This is a genomic window from Cedecea selenatireducens, from assembly GCF_042138895.1.
GTDB classification, from domain to species: domain Bacteria; phylum Pseudomonadota; class Gammaproteobacteria; order Enterobacterales; family Enterobacteriaceae; genus Cedecea; species Cedecea selenatireducens.
Map to the genome: position 1 here is coordinate 45,103 of NZ_JBHIKW010000014.1, position 16,674 is coordinate 61,776.

Annotated in this window: 16 protein-coding genes; 6 read left to right on the plus strand and 10 right to left on the minus strand. The window is 49.0% G+C overall.

Annotated features, from left to right (window positions below; genetic code table 11):
* Positions 1-10 precede the first annotated feature (10 nt).
* Both ACE38U_RS19100 and ACE38U_RS19105 read left to right on the plus strand, forming a co-directional pair.
* Positions 11-1,027 carry a glycosyltransferase family 8 protein gene (locus tag ACE38U_RS19100; protein ID WP_375530361.1) on the plus strand — a complete coding sequence of 339 codons (1,017 nt, stop codon included), beginning with the start codon at positions 11-13 and terminating at the stop codon, positions 1,025-1,027.
* Positions 1,028-1,079: 52 nt separating this feature from the next.
* Positions 1,080-2,093 (plus strand): glycosyltransferase family 8 protein, encoded by a 1,014-nt coding sequence (locus tag ACE38U_RS19105; protein WP_375530362.1) that lies wholly within the window; start codon positions 1,080-1,082, stop codon positions 2,091-2,093.
* A gap of 60 nt (positions 2,094-2,153) precedes the next feature.
* Here the strand turns inward: ACE38U_RS19105 and ACE38U_RS19110 are convergent, their stop codons facing one another.
* From ACE38U_RS19110 to rfaD, 7 genes are read right to left on the minus strand one after another with little or no spacing between them, the layout of a single operon-like run.
* Positions 2,154-3,095, minus strand: coding sequence for a glycosyltransferase family 8 protein (locus ACE38U_RS19110; RefSeq protein WP_375530363.1), 942 nt, complete (start codon positions 3,093-3,095; stop codon positions 2,154-2,156).
* Complete coding sequence (gene rfaQ, locus ACE38U_RS19115) at positions 3,096-4,151, minus strand: lipopolysaccharide core heptosyltransferase RfaQ (protein ID WP_375530364.1); 1,056 nt, start codon at positions 4,149-4,151, stop codon at positions 3,096-3,098.
* 1 nt (position 4,152) lies between these two features.
* Positions 4,153-5,163: a glycosyltransferase gene (locus ACE38U_RS19120; RefSeq protein ID WP_375530365.1), complete on the minus strand. Its 1,011-nt coding sequence runs from the start codon at positions 5,161-5,163 to the stop codon at positions 4,153-4,155.
* Positions 5,156-6,448 (minus strand): O-antigen ligase family protein, encoded by a 1,293-nt coding sequence (locus ACE38U_RS19125; RefSeq protein WP_375530366.1) that lies wholly within the window; start codon positions 6,446-6,448, stop codon positions 5,156-5,158. The genes ACE38U_RS19120 and ACE38U_RS19125 overlap by 8 nt, the downstream gene beginning before the upstream one ends.
* 19 nt (positions 6,449-6,467) lie before the next feature.
* The gene (gene rfaC, locus ACE38U_RS19130) at positions 6,468-7,436 is read right to left on the minus strand and encodes a lipopolysaccharide heptosyltransferase RfaC (RefSeq protein WP_038477136.1); all 969 of its coding nucleotides are present in this window, start codon (positions 7,434-7,436) and stop codon (positions 6,468-6,470) included.
* Entirely contained in the window at positions 7,436-8,485 is a 1,050-nt protein-coding gene (rfaF, locus tag ACE38U_RS19135) for an ADP-heptose--LPS heptosyltransferase RfaF (protein ID WP_038477133.1), read from the minus strand. The genes rfaC and rfaF overlap by 1 nt, the downstream gene beginning before the upstream one ends.
* 16 nt (positions 8,486-8,501) lie before the next feature.
* Positions 8,502-9,434 (minus strand): ADP-glyceromanno-heptose 6-epimerase, encoded by a 933-nt coding sequence (rfaD, locus tag ACE38U_RS19140; protein WP_038477130.1) that lies wholly within the window; start codon positions 9,432-9,434, stop codon positions 8,502-8,504.
* A gap of 215 nt (positions 9,435-9,649) precedes the next feature.
* Here rfaD and kbl point away from each other — a divergent pair, with 215 nt between their 5' ends.
* Together kbl and tdh are read left to right on the plus strand one after the other, a co-directional pair.
* The gene (kbl, locus tag ACE38U_RS19145; RefSeq protein WP_176981807.1) at positions 9,650-10,846 is read left to right on the plus strand and encodes a glycine C-acetyltransferase; all 1,197 of its coding nucleotides are present in this window, start codon (positions 9,650-9,652) and stop codon (positions 10,844-10,846) included.
* A 10-nt stretch (positions 10,847-10,856) separates the two neighbouring features.
* The gene (gene tdh, locus ACE38U_RS19150) at positions 10,857-11,882 is read left to right on the plus strand and encodes an L-threonine 3-dehydrogenase (RefSeq protein ID WP_038477125.1); all 1,026 of its coding nucleotides are present in this window, start codon (positions 10,857-10,859) and stop codon (positions 11,880-11,882) included.
* 39 nt (positions 11,883-11,921) lie between these two features.
* On the opposite strand, the gene ACE38U_RS19155 is transcribed toward tdh, so the two are convergent.
* From ACE38U_RS19155 to gpmM, 3 genes are read right to left on the minus strand one after another with little or no spacing between them, the layout of a single operon-like run.
* Entirely contained in the window at positions 11,922-12,812 is an 891-nt protein-coding gene (locus tag ACE38U_RS19155; RefSeq protein ID WP_375530367.1) for a divergent polysaccharide deacetylase family protein, read from the minus strand.
* 48 nt (positions 12,813-12,860) lie between these two features.
* Complete coding sequence (gene envC, locus ACE38U_RS19160; RefSeq protein ID WP_375530368.1) at positions 12,861-14,123, minus strand: murein hydrolase activator EnvC; 1,263 nt, start codon at positions 14,121-14,123, stop codon at positions 12,861-12,863.
* Between the two features lie 9 nt (positions 14,124-14,132).
* Complete coding sequence (gene gpmM, locus ACE38U_RS19165; RefSeq protein ID WP_375530369.1) at positions 14,133-15,680, minus strand: 2,3-bisphosphoglycerate-independent phosphoglycerate mutase; 1,548 nt, start codon at positions 15,678-15,680, stop codon at positions 14,133-14,135.
* A gap of 247 nt (positions 15,681-15,927) precedes the next feature.
* On the opposite strand from gpmM, the gene ACE38U_RS19170 reads away from it, so the two are divergent.
* The gene (locus ACE38U_RS19170) at positions 15,928-16,359 is read left to right on the plus strand and encodes a rhodanese-like domain-containing protein (RefSeq protein WP_375530370.1); all 432 of its coding nucleotides are present in this window, start codon (positions 15,928-15,930) and stop codon (positions 16,357-16,359) included.
* A 23-nt stretch (positions 16,360-16,382) separates the two neighbouring features.
* Positions 16,383-16,634, plus strand: coding sequence for a glutaredoxin 3 (gene grxC, locus ACE38U_RS19175; protein ID WP_008457480.1), 252 nt, complete (start codon positions 16,383-16,385; stop codon positions 16,632-16,634).
* Positions 16,635-16,674: the final 40 nt, after the last annotated feature.

Genomic DNA, 16,674 nt, shown 5'->3' on the forward strand with positions numbered 1-16,674 from the left:
GCAAGAAATAATGGAACTTGATTTCGATAAAGTGGTGCTTAAGAAGATAACATTCGATCACTCTGAGCATGCAAAAGACAATAAGTTAAATATTGCATACGGTGTTGATCGTAATTTTTTGTTTGGTTCAGGCATCTCAATGACATCCGTATTGATCAATAATCCGGATATCGATATCAGTTTCTACATTGTTACTGATTATGTTGATGATGAGTATCTTTCGCACATAGAGTCTCTTGCTAAAACATACGGCACTTCGGTTACTGTATTTTTATTTAATAACCAGGAGTTTCGTAAGCTCCCAAGTACCAAGGCATGGACTTATGCCATGTACTATCGCTATTTTGCCTTCGAATACTTGAGTGCCGAGTTGGATTCGGTGCTCTATCTTGATGCGGACGTTGTTTGTAAAGGTTCTCTTCTTGAGCTATCTGAGATTAAGTTTAACGGCGAATATGCGGCGGTTATCCATGATATTGATGAAGTTCGCCTTAAGTCGGGTGAACGCTTAGGAATACCGGCCCTGTCAGATGGTTACTTTAATTCCGGCGTTGTGTTTGCCAACCTGATTGTCTGGCGCGAGCAGGGGTTGTTGTCTAAAGCCTTTGCCATTTTATTTGAGAGACAAGCGGGTTTGCTTTATTTTGACCAGGATGTTCTTAATATTCTATTTGTAGGTAATGTCATCTCATTACGTCGAGATTTTAATTGCATTTATGGGGTGGATCAGGAGCTAGTTAACAAAAGCATTGATGAATATAAGCATTATATTTCTAAACAGACAATACTTATTCACTATGTTGGTGTGACTAAGCCATGGCATTGTTGGGCTAACTACCCGGCGGCAGATTTCTTTATGCATGCATATAAAAAATCTCCCTGGAACGAAAAACCGTTGTTAAATGCGAATGCGGCAAAGTTGTACAAAAGAAAGTCGCGCCATGAAAAGGTTCAGGGAAAGCATATTAGCTCTGTTCTGAGTCATATTATGTATATAAAATATAAGCTGTGTAATTCGCAGAATTAAACACTGCAGATGAAAATTTTTGACTGGTATTGATATAAATAAGGTGAAAATAATGAATTTCGACTGTCGCCAGGCAATTAAGGAAAAATTGGTTTATTCCTCAACCCCGGAATCTTATCAGGGTCCGGCCCTGAATATTGCCTGGGGTGTTGATAAAAACTTTATGTTCGGTGCCGCTATTTCATTAACATCTGTGCTGATGAACAATCGTGACACCCCCATTCATTTTCATCTTTTTACTGATTCTATTGATGAAGATTATAAAGTGCGTTTACAGCGCCTTGTTCAGCAATATCATACCATAATTACCGTATATGTTATGGATTCCGAAGGGCTAAAGGTCTTACCTTGTGGCAATGCCTGGTCGCATGCAACCTATTTTCGTTTCATAGCATTTGAATATTTAAGTGATGAAATTGACTCACTTCTTTATATTGATGCTGATGTGATATGCAAAGGGTCGTTGCATAAGTTGTGTGATATTGATTTTGGAGATCGTGTTGCTGCGGTAATCCTTGATATTGATGCTAGTCGTGAATATGCCGCTCAGAGATTGAATACGCGACAGTTTGAAAGTGATTACTTCAATGCCGGCGTAATTTATGCCAACCTAAAAGCATGGAAAGCACAGAGTTTCTTAAGTACTGCTTTCAATATGTTAATGGATAAAAATAAAAGTTTTGCTTTCTTCGATCAGGATGTATTAAATATTATGTTCCTGAATAAGGTAATGTTCTTACCACGTATTTATGATGCTATTTATGGTATGAAGCAAGAGTTAAAAAGTAAGGACCTGGAGAAATATAAAGAGTTCATTACTGATGAGACTATCCTTATTCATTATATCGGCGTGACAAAACCATGGCACTCCTGGGCAGTTTATCCATCAGCACAATATTTTGGCGTCGCTTATAAAGCTTCTCCGTGGTCAGATGTGCCGTTACTTGGGGCAATAACACCTAAGCAATTCAAGAAGAAATCACGGCATGAAAGACTTCAAGGAAAAACCCTGAAGTCTATTGTTAGTTATGTTGGTTATCTAATAGCGAAGCTTAAAAGTAAGTAATGCCCTGTTATAATAGATTGTTTTACCGTAATGATAAAAAAGCTCCCAGAGGGAGCTTTTTTAATGGAATTTGCTTTTGATGTATTTCAAATACCAACCAATGGCAATAAAGTAATGACCCTTTTTGGCATTTTGTCGCGCATAGACTCTATAATCTGTTGGCCGCATACGAGGCTTGTAGGAGCGCAAAGGAGAATCACGCCATGGGGTGAAATGATGGTAAAAAACATAAAGCTGTTGCGCTAGCCCAGCGTGCTCTTTATACCATGGTTTCCTGCCCCCAGTGAAATGCATGATTTTAGGTGTCAGGTTTTTATGATAGAAAAACGTTTCTTTTTGCTCGTCGGTAAACCAGTTAAATAAAAAATTCCATTTATTATCTATGAATCTCACGTTGCCATCAATGACAATATTTAAGGCATCCTGATCAGGATAAGGTAGGCTGTTTCCCTTTTCCTGCAGCAATGTATTTGCCTTGTTTTCTATATCATGCTGGATCCAGTTTTTCACATTGATATAAAGGAATCCTGAGTTGAAGTAATGTGTGTTTTTTAAGCCCAGGCGTTGTGCATTTTTGTTTTCATCAATAGTTAAAGCGTCATGACTTACCGCACAGATAACGTCACTAATATTAACTTCACTTATTGAACTTATACTATCAAAACAAAGCGTATCGGCATCAAGATAAATCAAGCTTTCAACGTTATCACGTAAAAGACGCGGAACTGCAAGCCGCATATAAATAGAGCGATTCAGGTGTTTTATTTTTAGATTATCACTGTATTTTTCTATATCTGATTTTTCAATTTTTTGCACATGAATACATGTATTAATCGATTTTAGCTTTTCGATTTCATCATCGCTGACATCATAAACAAAAACATAAAAGGCCAGTGATTGATGAGTGTTATTCATCAAAACGGATATCATCGAGGTGGCTACATACTCCAGATAATTGGCATCCGTACACCAGGCGACATTGATTACTGAGTTATTAGCCATTTATTTTTTCTCATTGTCTTGTGTTACCGTATTTTTCAACGTGGTATCGATAGCGTCAATGACGGCCTGAGCTGGGATCCAGGAAAGATACTTCTGCGAACGATTCAAATCTTTTCTTTCGGGCATAGGGTGATAATTTCCCGCCCAAATCAGCGTCGCTTTATCTGACCATGGTCGCCATTGCTGATAGTTAGTTGCACCAAACAGGCATACTTGAGGTTTATTTAATGCAGCAGCCATGTGCATTGGGGCGGAATCAACGCCGATATATAGGATTGCGTGGTCGAGTAGCGCGGCAAGCTGCAGGAATGATGTTTTCCCTGCAAAACGGATGTCTGGAGAAATAGCGCACAGGCTGGCAATACGCTTTACCTCTTCCTGTTCACTGGCTGCTGGCCCGCAGGTTAAATAGACCTTCAATCCCTGACTATGCAGGTGATTAATAACCTCAGCGAACTTATCCTCATCCCAGCACTTAAACGACTGCCGTGCTGTGGGCTGAATAACCACATAAGGTTGTAAGGTGAGCTCTGGATCCTGGGAACATAACGCCTGAAAGTCACTTTGCCGATAATTTAGCTGCATCCGTGGCGTAAGGTCAGTATCGTTAAAGTCGATACCCTTCAGCAGAGACAGGTTTTGCTCAACGATGTGAGTTCCTGTCATAGGGACTACCCGGCTAAAGAGCTTATTCCACAGCTGTTTCTCACGTTGAAATGCAATAGAAGGCCGCCCTAATGATGCCACTAGCACGCCAATGGGCCACTGTTCGGTCAGGTTCACAATCAGATCATAGCGATTTTTTTTCAGCTCACGTCGTAGGGTGAGATAGTTTTTAATTGTATCGAGCAGTCCGAGCTTCTTTTCGACCAGATAAAATTGATTAATTCGGTCATCTGCCGCGAGAATTGCTTTTGTATCTTTATACAGCAATACGTCAATTTTAGCCTGAGGATAGCGCGCCTGTAGACTTGCTATGATCGGGGTAATGAGTAATACATCACCATAAAATTTAAGCTTACAAATTAAGATGCGATCTACATGTTGTTGAGCCATCTTAACGTTCCTTGTTGATCTTTTTCTTGCAAAGCTTCAATACCTGGTTACGAGTAGAAGAGATAAATGTATCTACCCAAGGATGTCGCATTTTATAGATGATTTTTTTGTTTATAACGCTTTCGTCGCAATACTGTAATGCTGTTTTTATATCGCTTAACATTTTCTCATCATAGGCATAGTAGCCTTTCTTTTTGCGTACGATTTTGCGCCCTTCAAGAAAACAGTTAACGATCATCAGCGTGGCGACGGAGCGCTTTTCTGGATTGTTTTTTATATAGTCACACATTTTTCTCATGGCGAAAAAGATATGTTGAGCATCACTTTCTCGTAGATTTTCAGTGATGCTTTGGCTGTTTATCCGATAATAATAGAGGTTGGCGTCAAGCTTTAAAATCCGACGGCATTTAAAGTACTGAAATGGGCTAAAGATAATGTCTTCATAGCGGCGATTTGCTTCAAATCGGTCGCTGCCAAGAAGATCCCGACGAAATATTTTGGTGACCAGATGCCATTGTGCAGCGCTGAACGTCGGTATCAACGGTAAATACTGAGCATCCTGCAAAATGAGTTCACTCCTTGCAATTTTCTCGTTGCTGCTATGTTGTGCAGTATGCAGTTTTTCTTCGTCACGAGTTAAACTAAATTCTACGATGTCATAACGTTGTTCACGCAGGATCGGTAGCAAAAGAGTGAAGTAGTCGGGGCTGATAATATCGTCACTATCAACAAATGCGATGTGAATACCTGTGGCAATGTCTAGCCCACGGTTCCTGGCAATGGCGACTCCCTGATTAGCCTGATGGATAATTTTTACGTTATTGCAGGGTCTTAATTGATAAAAGTTGGCTATTTTTTCATCAGTGTTGTCGGTTGAGCCGTCATTGATAATGATAATTTCAACTTCATCTGTGAGCCCCTGTTGCAGTGATGACAGTGTCGAGATGATAAATTCGGCATTATTGTATGTCGGGATAATAATGCTAAGAAGGTAATCGTTTCTATCATTCATGGGACTGCTCTCTCATTGTGCCAGGAAACAAAATGAAGGCAAAGCAAAGGGCCAACATACTGATTAAGGATTCACCTTTGGCATACAGTAACAGGTCGCTTAATCCATAGATCGCTATAGCACCTGCAATAATCAGTAAAAGCGCATTTTTCTGATCATACGCCATGTGTGCCATCGAGGCATATAAAAGCATCAGGAGCACGACCCCCAACACCCCTTTTAGAGAAAACGTATCCATCATTTCATTATGGAGATGAATATTCATATATATTAATGCGCCGCTGAGCGATGGGTCGGCTGCTTCCAGAACATTGAGAGAAGCGCTGCGCTGCTCAAGTGATTCTCCCCAGGGCTGCAACTTGCCCGTCTCAAAGCCTGCACGCTGCATTGCAAACCTGGCGCCAATCGACGTATTGCTGTTTTCGCTCTGGTATGCCGCTAAGTCAGTTTTGAAATCAACATACCGTTGTTCTAGCACCGATTTCAGCGGGACCAGCGCTAAAATACCGAGGATGATAAAGCTCGTTATGGAGACTGCAAGGACCTTACGGTTACGACGATAATGTAGCAAAAATAAGGCTATGCACAATATCGGATAGACTAGAATAGCCGCACGCGTTTGTGTGGTAACGATGGCCATAGAAGACATTGCAAAATGCAGGAAGTAAAACGGAATAACCAAGCGACCACGTAAATTGAGTATTGCCTGAGAGGCAAGCAGCGCAATAAAAGTCAACGCGTAAGCCGTGCCGGTCGCAAATTCAAAGCCAAGTGGCACTCTGTATGCAAGAAGATTCATCCCACCAAGGCTATAGAGCTGGTAAGCTGCCCATCCATACAGTGAGAGTCCGGTTACAATCACTAGATAATTAACTCCCCGCCTAATGCAGGGAGAGGATGTGTCCCGGCAACCTATCGCTGTTATGACCAATGATGCGAAAATAAGTGTCTTACCACCATTTTGGTATGAACGATAGGCTGCAGTGAAGGGAGAACCTTGCTGTTTGAATACAGCGACCCAAATTATTTGCATCAGCCCAAAAGCGAGAAGTGCGAGAGGCAGAATCAGCAACCTTTTGTTTTTAAGAATGTGATGATAATTATTGTAAATAATGGGCAGAGAGAGCATTGCGCTAAAAGTAAAAATCTTAATCGCTTGATCTGGATTGATAAGCACCATAAATAACGTGAGCAGGCAGCCGGCAAAAAACAGGCCGTCTACTACGCGGAAGAAGACATCTTTTCTCTTGCTGCAATGTTGAGAAAGAATTGAGCTATCAAGCATGAGTATACTCTTGAAATATTTATAATATATTTAATTGTTGTAGCGATTTTCGCACGTCGCCTGCTGATATTGAAGTCATTGTGTGATCCTCACTCTTTAGGGCTTGCTGGTGTAACCCATACCCTCCAATCAATCCCGGATCCGTCGGCCCATAAAGCGTCAGATTTGGTCGGTCTAATGCTGCGGTAAGATGGCTTAATCCTGTATCAACAGAAATCACAAATTCCGCATTAGCCAATATCCTGGCTACGCTTTCAAGCGTCATCCTGGGCAGCACCTCAACAAAGCTAAACCCTTCGGCCAGGCGCTTTGCTCTTTCTTCTTCGTGTGGAGCACCCCATGGCAGCTTTATCCGCAGGCCGGTCGCCGCCATGAGCTTAATCAGTTCTCGCCAGTTTGCTTCGGGCCAGTGTTTATCATCCCGGGTTGTTGCATGTAAAAATACAGCATACTTTTCCTCACTACCTTTAAGATTAGTAAGAAAATGCCCTGAAATTGCATAATCGCCCTGCCGATTGGGTTTGGCATAACCCAAACTCCTGGCAAAAAGCTCACGGATACGCTCAACGGCGTGCTGCTGTTTAGCCACGCTGTGTTTTACGTTGTAGAACAGGCTGGCCAGTGGCTCACGCGCGCTGTTCCAGTCCATGCCGTGCTTTATGCCATGCGCCTTACGTGTGACCAGCGCTGCGCTCTTTACCAGCCCCTGAGCGTCGATGATGCAGTCATATTCTCTGGTTTTCAGTGCCTGATAGAATGCGTTGCGTTCGGTACGTGTTTTGGAGGCAAACCAGCTTTTACGCCAGCGGCGGATAGCAACCGGAAACACCTTATCCACGGCGGGATGCCAGCCCGGGATCTGGGCAAAGCCTTCTTCAACAACCCAGTCGAATTTGATACCCGGAATCGCCTGCATCGCGTCCGTCAGCGCAGGAAGGGAATGCAGTACATCGCCCATCGAGGACGTTTTAACCAGAAGTACACGCATCAGTCTTCCTTACTACTGGTGAGCAGTTCGGTTAACGTAATCAGCACGCTATCGGGAGTAATATCGATCAGGCTCTGGTGATACCCTTCGGCTGCATCGCCCTTACGTACTTTATGGTAGCCGCTGATCAGGCGAATGACCTTCGCTTTATGAGAGAGCGGCGGCGTGAAATCAGGGCTGCTTGGGCCATAAAGTGCCACCAGAGGACGGTCGAGTGCGGCGGCAACATGCATCAGGCCAGAGTCATTAGTGACCACGCCCTGGCATGCTGAGAGCAGGATAACGGCCTGTTCAAGCTGGGTATCACCCGCAAGGTTACGGCACCACGCCTGTTGCTCGGTGGACAGGGCCGCCAGAATCTCTTTACCCGCTTCCTTATCTTTGGCCGAGCCGAAAAGAATAACCTGATAGCCAGAATCAATGAGCTTCGCTGCGAGCGCGGCGTAGTGATAATGCGGCCAGCGCTTTGCCGGGCCGAATTCGGCTCCCGGGCAGAAACCGATCATCGGGCGCTGCTGCTCAAGGTTAAAAGCGGCGCAGGCCTGGGCTTTTTCACCCTCATTAACCTGTAATTTAGGCCACAGCAGTGGCTGCGGCAGATCTTTGGCCGACTGCATTACGCCTTTGTCGTAGCCCAATGCGACGTAGCGCTCGACCATCAATGGCCAGGCCTGTTTGTCCAGCTTGCGGCTGTCGTTCAGCAGGCCATAGCGCATCTCGCCCAGCCAGCCGGTGCGGTGGGGGATGTTGGCAAAAAAGGGAACCAGTGCGGATTTGAACGAGTTTGGCAGGACGTAAGCGCGATCGTAGCGCTTATCACGCAGGCTGTGGCCAAGACGACGGCGTTCGCCTATTGCCAGTGCGCCGTGACCAAGCGGCATGGCGATAGCTTCGTTCACTTCCGGCATGCGGGATAACAGCGGACGGCACCACGCGGGTGCCATCACATCGATTATCGCCTGGGGATAACGCGCCTTGAGCGTGCGATAGAGACTTTGCGACATCATCATGTCGCCCACCCATGACGGGCCAATCACCAGAATTTTCATGCGTTCCCTGTGCTGCTTATGCGTCGCGGTTTAACCATTTCATGTATTCCGCCACCCCTTCGGCGACGGTTTTGAACGGCTTGTCATAGCCTGCAGCACGCAGATTGGTTAAGTCTGCTTCGGTATAAGCCTGGTAGCGCCCCTTCAGCTTGTCCGGGAAAGGAATGTATTCGATGCTGCCTTTGCTGTGGAACGCCAGCGCGGCATCTGCCACGGCCTGGAAGGATTCCGCCCGGCCGGTACCGCAGTTGAAAATACCGGAAACACCGTTTTGCCAGAACCACAGGTTAACGGCGGCAACATCACCCACGTAGATGAAATCGCGCTTGAAGCCGTCGCTGCCTTCAAACAGCTTAGGATTTTCACCGTTGTTTAACTGAGTGTTGAGGTGGAATGCCACGCTCGCCATGCTGCCTTTGTGGCCTTCACGTGGTCCGTAGACGTTAAAGTAGCGGAACCCGGTCACCTGAGAGTTAGCCTCAGGCAGGATCTGGCGGACATACTCGTCGAACAGGAACTTGGAGTAGCCGTAAACGTTCAGCGGCTGCTCATATTCGCGGGATTCGATAAAGTCTTTATTGCGACCGCCGTAAGTGGCAGCGGAAGAAGCATACAGGAACGGAATTTCATGCTCGAGGCAGTAGTGCAGGACTTCTTTAGAATACTGATAGTTGTTGTCCATCATGTACTTGCCGTCCCACTCTGTGGTGGACGAGCAGGCGCCTTCATGGAAGATAGCGTCGATATCGCCAAACTCTTCCCCGGCCATAATCTGGATAAGGAAGTCTTCTTTATCCATGTAGTCAGCGATATCAAGATCAACCAGGTTAGCAAACTTAGTGCCGTCCTTCAGGTTATCCACCACCAGGATGTCCCGGTAGCCTTGCTCATTCAGGGATTTAATAATATTGCTGCCGATCATGCCGGCGCCGCCAGTAACGATAATCATAAGCTTAACCTTTAAAAAGTGGGGCTTTCAGGCCTTGTGCCTGATGTGCTAATGGCTCTTATCATACCATTACAATTAAAGACCCGCCTAATGAGCGGAAGTTTTTCACCCTCGTGATTTATCCTGCAAAAATCAGATTCCCTGAAGCGTAATCTCGTCTCCTGGTATAGGTTTGGGTAATATGTGCCGAAATTTGCCATGCCTGGAGAATCGCGATGCGCGAAGATTTTTACAAGCAGTTGACCTCCCAGCTCGAGACGGCTCGTGCGGAAGGGTTATTTAAAGAAGAGCGTATTATCACCTCCGCCCAGAATGCGGATATCACCGTTGCCGATGGCAGCCACGTTATCAACTTCTGCGCCAACAACTATTTGGGTCTTGCTAACCATCCGCAGCTGATTGAAGCGGCTAAACAGGGGATGGATAAGCACGGCTTTGGTATGGCTTCGGTGCGCTTTATCTGCGGTACTCAGGACAGCCACAAAGTGCTGGAAGGCAAGCTGGCGGAATTCCTCGGTACGGACGATGCGATTCTTTACTCCTCCTGCTTCGACGCCAACGGCGGCTTGTTTGAAACCCTGCTTGGCCCGGAAGACGCCATCATTTCCGATGCGCTGAACCATGCCTCGATTATCGACGGCGTTCGCCTGTGTAAAGCCCAGCGCTACCGTTATGCCAATAATGACATGCAGGAACTGGAAACTCGCCTGAAAGAGGCGCGTGCTGCCGGGGCTCGTCACGTGATGATCGCCACCGACGGCGTGTTCTCAATGGACGGCGTGATTGCCAACCTGCAGGGCGTATGTGACCTGGCGGACGAATATAATGCGCTGGTGATGGTGGATGATTCTCACGCCGTGGGTTTTGTCGGTGCCAACGGGCGCGGCACGCACGAATATTGCGATGTCATGGACCGCGTTGACATCATCACCGGTACGCTGGGCAAAGCGCTGGGTGGCGCTTCCGGTGGCTACACCGCAGGACGCAAAGAAGTTATTGAATGGCTTCGCCAGCGTTCACGCCCTTATCTGTTCTCTAACTCGCTCGCTCCAGCCATTGTTTCCGCCTCTATTAAGGTTCTGGAGATGCTGGCGTCAGGCGAAGAACTGCGTGAGCGCCTGTGGTCGAATGCCCGCCTGTTCCGCGAAAAAATGAGCGCAGCCGGTTTTACGCTTGCCGGTGCCGATCACGCGATCATTCCGGTGATGTTGGGCGAAGCGGTTGTGGCGCAGAACTTTGCGCGTGAGCTGCAAAAAGAAGGTATTTACGTCACCGGTTTCTTCTACCCGGTGGTGCCAAAAGGTCAGGCGCGTATTCGTACCCAAATGTCGGCGGCGCATACCCCTGAGCAAATTGAACGTGCGGTTGATGCGTTTACGCGTATCGGTAAGCAATTAGGCGTTATCGCTTAAGGGAGCGGCCATGAAAGCATTAGCAAAACTGAAGGCGGAAGAAGGCATCTGGATGACGGATGCACCCAAGCCGGAAATGGGTCATAACGATCTGCTGATTAAAATTCGTAAAACGGCGATTTGCGGTACCGACGTGCATATCTACAACTGGGACGAATGGTCGCAAAAAACCATCCCTGTCCCTATGGTTGTGGGTCACGAATACGTAGGGGAAGTGGTTGGCATAGGCCAGGAAGTGAAAGGCTTCAAGATTGGTGACCGCGTTTCCGGCGAAGGGCACATCACCTGTGGTCACTGCCGTAACTGCCGCGGCGGTCGTACCCACCTGTGCCGCAACACCACCGGCGTTGGCGTCAACCGCCCTGGCTGTTTTGCTGAGTATTTGGTTATCCCGGCCTTTAATGCGTTCAAAATTCCGGACAATATCTCTGACGATCTGGCTTCTATCTTCGATCCATTCGGCAACGCAGTGCATACCGCGCTTTCGTTCGATCTTGTGGGCGAAGATGTGCTGGTGTCCGGCGCGGGTCCTATCGGGATCATGGCCGCTGCGGTAGCGAAGCACGTTGGTGCTCGTAACGTGGTGATTACCGACGTGAACGAATACCGCCTGGAACTGGCGCGTGAAATGGGTATTACTCGCGCGGTTAACGTCAGCAAAGAAAGCCTGCAGGACGTGATGGGCGAGCTGGGGATGACCGAAGGGTTTGACGTTGGCCTGGAGATGTCCGGCGCACCTCCGGCGTTTCGCACCATGCTGGATACCATGAACCATGGCGGCCGTATTGCCATGCTGGGGATCCCGCCGTCTGATATGTCTATCGACTGGACCAAGGTTATCTTTAAAGGACTGTTTATTAAAGGTATCTACGGGCGAGAGATGTTTGAGACCTGGTACAAGATGGCCGCGCTGATCCAGTCTGGCCTGGATCTGTCTCCTATCATCACCCATCGTTTCTCTATCGATGAGTTCCAGAAAGGCTTTGACGCGATGCGCTCCGGGCAGTCCGGTAAAGTTATCCTGAGCTGGGATTAATCATTAAGCCAGAGGGCATCGCGCCCTCTGGTTTTTCAGTTACGCCTGTTTGCCCCAACCCTGCCACTGATGCTGGAGATATTTCACCAGCGCGCTCTCGGCAATACTTTCACTGATGACTTTAAAGTAGGTGGTTGCGTCCACCGGCTCGATAGGCTGTTTCGGTTTACACAGCTTCACGCCACGGAATGGGTTACGAGGCGGCTGTTGTTTGCCCGGCTGCGTATTATTTGGCGTTGAAGTGTCTATCTGTGGTTCATTAAGCAGGCTGCTCGGGCGTACCAGAGTAATGTCCGGCGGAAGGTTATAGACCATCTGCTGGAGGACCCGAACGGTTGATGGGTGTGGATGGCCGATGGCGATTGCCGACCCGGTTTTTCGCGCAAGTTGAATCGCGCGGTTGAACTGAAAGCGAATATCCGCTTCGTTCTGGGTATCGTCGAGAAAGACCTTCCGCTTAATCACTTTTACGCGCGTCCCGGCTGCGGCACGCGTTGCCTGGCTGTTGCCGATGGTCATGCTGTCCAGGAAATAGAGATTGTACTGCTCCAGCGACTGCATCACCTTTTGCATGCCGAACAGGCTGGAGGTCATCGCGCTGCCCATATGGTTATTCATGCCAACGGCATAAGGGACTTTGTTTACCGCATCGCGAATAATTCTCTCGATCTCGCTGCTGCTCATGTCCGGACGTAGAGTATCTTTCTCAAGCGGCTGCTTGCTAAGCGGTGCCATCGGCAGGTGGATCAGGACTTCGTGCCCGGCGTTATGGGCTTTGGTGGCCATTTCACGAGCGTGAGGCGCATTGGGCAGCACGGCAACGGAGACGTTAGTCGGCAGTGCCAGCACCAGGTTTTCCTGCTGAGGACGATAGCCAAAGTCATCAATCACTATCGAGAGCTTACCGGCCCATGCGGAGGTTGCCAGCATTAGCCCGCTGGCGGCGGCGAAAAAAACAGTGCGGAACTGAGGCAAAACTTATCTTCCCAACCACGGTTGTGGATTCACTGCCTGGCCCTGGCGACGAATTTCGAAATAGAGTGACGGACGGCCCTGGCCGCCACTGCTACCGACCAGTGCGATAGGCTGCCCGGCGCGCACCTGGGTGCCGACGCTGACCAACGCGCTCTGGTTGTAGCCGTAGAGACTCATATCGCCTTTACCGTGTTCAATAACGACGACAAGGCCATAGCCCTGCAGCCAGTCGGCAAGGATCACGCGTCCGTCGGCAATGGCTTTAACTTCCGTGCCCTCCGGCGCCGCAATAACGATACCTTTCCAACGTAGTTCACCTTGCAGCTGTTCGCCATAACGATGCAGTAACGAACCGCGAACCGGCCAGTATGCCTGCCCGCGCGGTGACCCGAGGCCGCCGGTTCTCGACATCAGCGAGCGTTCGCTTTCGGTTGGCTTGTAGGTCGTGCCTTTGTTAGAGGCTTCCTGCTGCTTGCTGCGAACCTGCTCGGCTTCGCGCGCCTCACGCTCTGCCCGAGCTTTTGCTGCGGCTGCTGCTCGGGCGATTTGATTCTGCAAGCGCGACTGGTTCTGACGCATTTCGCTCAGCTTCTGCTGATCCTGCTGAATCGAGGATTCGAGGCCAGCGAGGGTTTTTTTGCGTTCGTTACGGGCGCTTTCCAGCTTGGCCTGCTGTGCCTGCTGCTCGTAGAGCAGCGTTTGCTGTTCACTCTGCTTACTTTCCAGCTCGGATTTCTGCTGTGCGGCTTCAGCTTTGGTCTGCTTTAGCTCTTCGATTGTCTGCTGACGAGCAGCGTTAAGATAGCCAAAATAAGCCTGCAGGCGCTGGCCTCGCTGGCTTTCTTCTCCGCTGAGAATCAACTGAATACCGGTATGCTGACCCTGGCGAAACGCCGCATCCAGCTGAGCGGCCAGGTTACGTTCCTGGGTTGCCTGCTGTTTTTGCAGTTTGGCGAGAGAGTTATTCAGGGTTGCGATTTGATTGTTTAAATCTGCGAGGGTGTTCTGGGTTTCACGCAGCTTGCGGCTGGCCGCAGAAATAGCTTCTTCCTGCGCTTTTAGCTGAGCGAGTAAAACAGATCGCTGCTGCTGCTGCTGGCGCACGGCTCGCTCTTTGGCGGCGATATCCTGCTGGATAGACTGCAGCTGCTGTTTGTCATCGGCGTGGCTGGAAAAAGAGCATAACAAGACGCCAGCGCTTAACACGCTGGCGTAAATAACGGGCTTCACAGCCCATGTCTTTGAAAAAATCGCCTTTCCCCTCATGGGGAGGGATTATTCCACGATGAACAGCGGCTTGCCAGTCATCTCTTGCGGGATTTCCATGCCCATCAGGCTCAGCATGGTTGGCGCGATGTCGGACAGCTTGCCGCCTTCGACCGCTTTCAGATTTTTCTTGCCGATATAAATCAGAGGAACCGGCAGGCTGGTGTGCGCGGTATGTGCCTGGCCGGTAGCCGGGTCGCGCATTTGTTCTGCGTTGCCGTGATCTGCGGTAATCAGCAGTTGACCGTCAACGGCCTCAACGGCTTTAACCACCTGAGCCACGCAATTATCCAGCGCTTCAACGGCAGAAATAGCGGCATCATAAATGCCGGTATGACCGACCATGTCGCCGTTCGGGTAGTTACAGATGATGGTGTCGTATTTACCGCTGTTGATGGCGCTGAGAAGCTTGTCGGTCAGCTCTGCGGAGCTCATTTCTGGCTGCAGATCGTAAGTGGCTACTTTTGGCGAATTCACCAGCACGCGGTCTTCACCAGCGAAAGGCTCTTCAACCCCGCCGTTGTAGAAGAAGGTAACGTGAGCGTATTTCTCTGTTTCGGAGATGCGTAGCTGGGTTTTGTTGTGTTTCGCCATCCACTCGCCGAAGGTATTCGTCAGTGAAGCTGGTGGGTACGCGCAGGCTGTTTTAATGTCTGCGGCATATTCGGTCAGCATCACGAAGTCGCCAAACTTCACCACTTTTTTACGGCTGAAACCGTCGAAATCGGTATTAACAAAGGCGCGGGTGATCTGGCGGGCACGGTCGGCACGGAAGTTCATGAAGATCAGCGCATCGCCGTCGTTCATAGTGGACTCGGCTTCACCTGTAGCGCGGATCACAGTAGGTTTAACAAACTCATCGTTTTCATCGCGGGCGTAAGCGGCTGCCAGACCGGCAACGGCATTGTCTGCCTGGAATTCACCTTTGGCCTGAGTCATCAGGTCGTAGGCGAGCTCAACGCGATCCCAGCGGTTGTCACGGTCCATCGCGTAGTAACGGCCAATCAGGGTGGCTACGCGGCCTTTGCCCAGCGCAGCGAACTTGTCGGAGAATTTCTTCAGGGAGGATTCGGCGCTGCGCGGCGGCGTGTCGCGGCCGTCAAGGAAAGCGTGCAGATAGATGGCTTCAGCACCGCGTTCAGCGGCCAGTTCGATCATCGCCAGAATATGTTCTTCATGGCTGTGAACGCCGCCAGGAGAAACCAGGCCCATGATATGTACTGCTTTCCCGGCGGCAACCGCTTTGTCTACCGCGCCGGTCAGCACCGGGTTAGCAAAGAAAGTACGTTCTTTAATTTCAACGTCCAGGCGAGTCAAGTCCTGGTAGACGATGCGGCCGGCGCCAAGGTTGACGTGGCCCACTTCAGAGTTACCCATTTGACCGTCCGGCAGGCCAACTTCCAGGCCAGATGCGTTGATCAGGGTATGTGGACGCTGGGCCCACAGGTTATCCATTACCGGAGTTTTCGCGTTAAGGATGGCGTTATCCTGCTGCTCTTCGCGGTGGCCGTAGCCATCCAGAATCACCAGCACCATAGGTTTTTTAGTAACCGACATTGCAACAACCTCTGAGTCTAAGACAAAATTTGCGTAATTTTACTACAGGCGCTCCCGGTGAATAGCCGCAGAAGATCAAAGAAAGGGGCTGGATGGCGATCGGATTACATCAGTCTGGTTCTTTTTTTTCGTAACAGCCCGCAGAATCCACATAACATTATTCAGACTGGCTGTAATTGCCACAACGCGAAGGTATACTCCCCACCTGGTTTTCTCATCATTACTTAGTCGGGAGTTATTACCCCCCATGCAAGAAATTATGCAATTCGTTGGTCGTCATCCCATACTTAGTCTGGCGTGGGTTGGTCTGCTGGCAGCGGTACTTTTCATGACCTTTAAAGGCCTGGCCTCCAAAGTCAAAGTGGTAACCCGCGGTGAAGCCACTCGCTTAATTAACAAAGAAGACGCGGTGGTTGTCGATGTGCGCCAGCGTGACGATTTCCGTAAAGGCCACATTGCGAATTCACTGAACGTGCTGCCAACCGAAATCAAAAGCGGCAATTTTGGTGAGCTTGAAAAACACAAAGCGAAGCCCATTATTGTGGTATGCGCTAACGGCGTTTCTTCACAAGAATCAGCGGCTTTGTTACACAAAGCTGGCTTCGAGCAAGTCGCGCTGTTAAAAGAAGGTATTGCTGGCTGGAGCGGGGAAAACCTGCCACTGGTTCGCGGTAAATAATCTGGAAAAGACTGAGGTAAACCATGGCGAACATTGAGATCTATACCAAAGCGACCTGCCCTTTTTGCCACCGTGCAAAAGCCCTGCTGAATGAAAAAGGCGTGGCGTTCCAGGAGTTGCCTATTGACGGCGACGCCGCTAAGCGGGAAGAGATGATCAAACGCAGTGGCCGCACCACGGTACCGCAGATTTTTATTGACGCACAGCACATTGGCGGTTGCGATGACTTGTACGCACTGGACGCGCGTGGTGGACTCGATCCCCTGCTGAGCTAGTGTGGTTTGTCTGCCGTGTATCGCAGAGTAAGGACGTTTA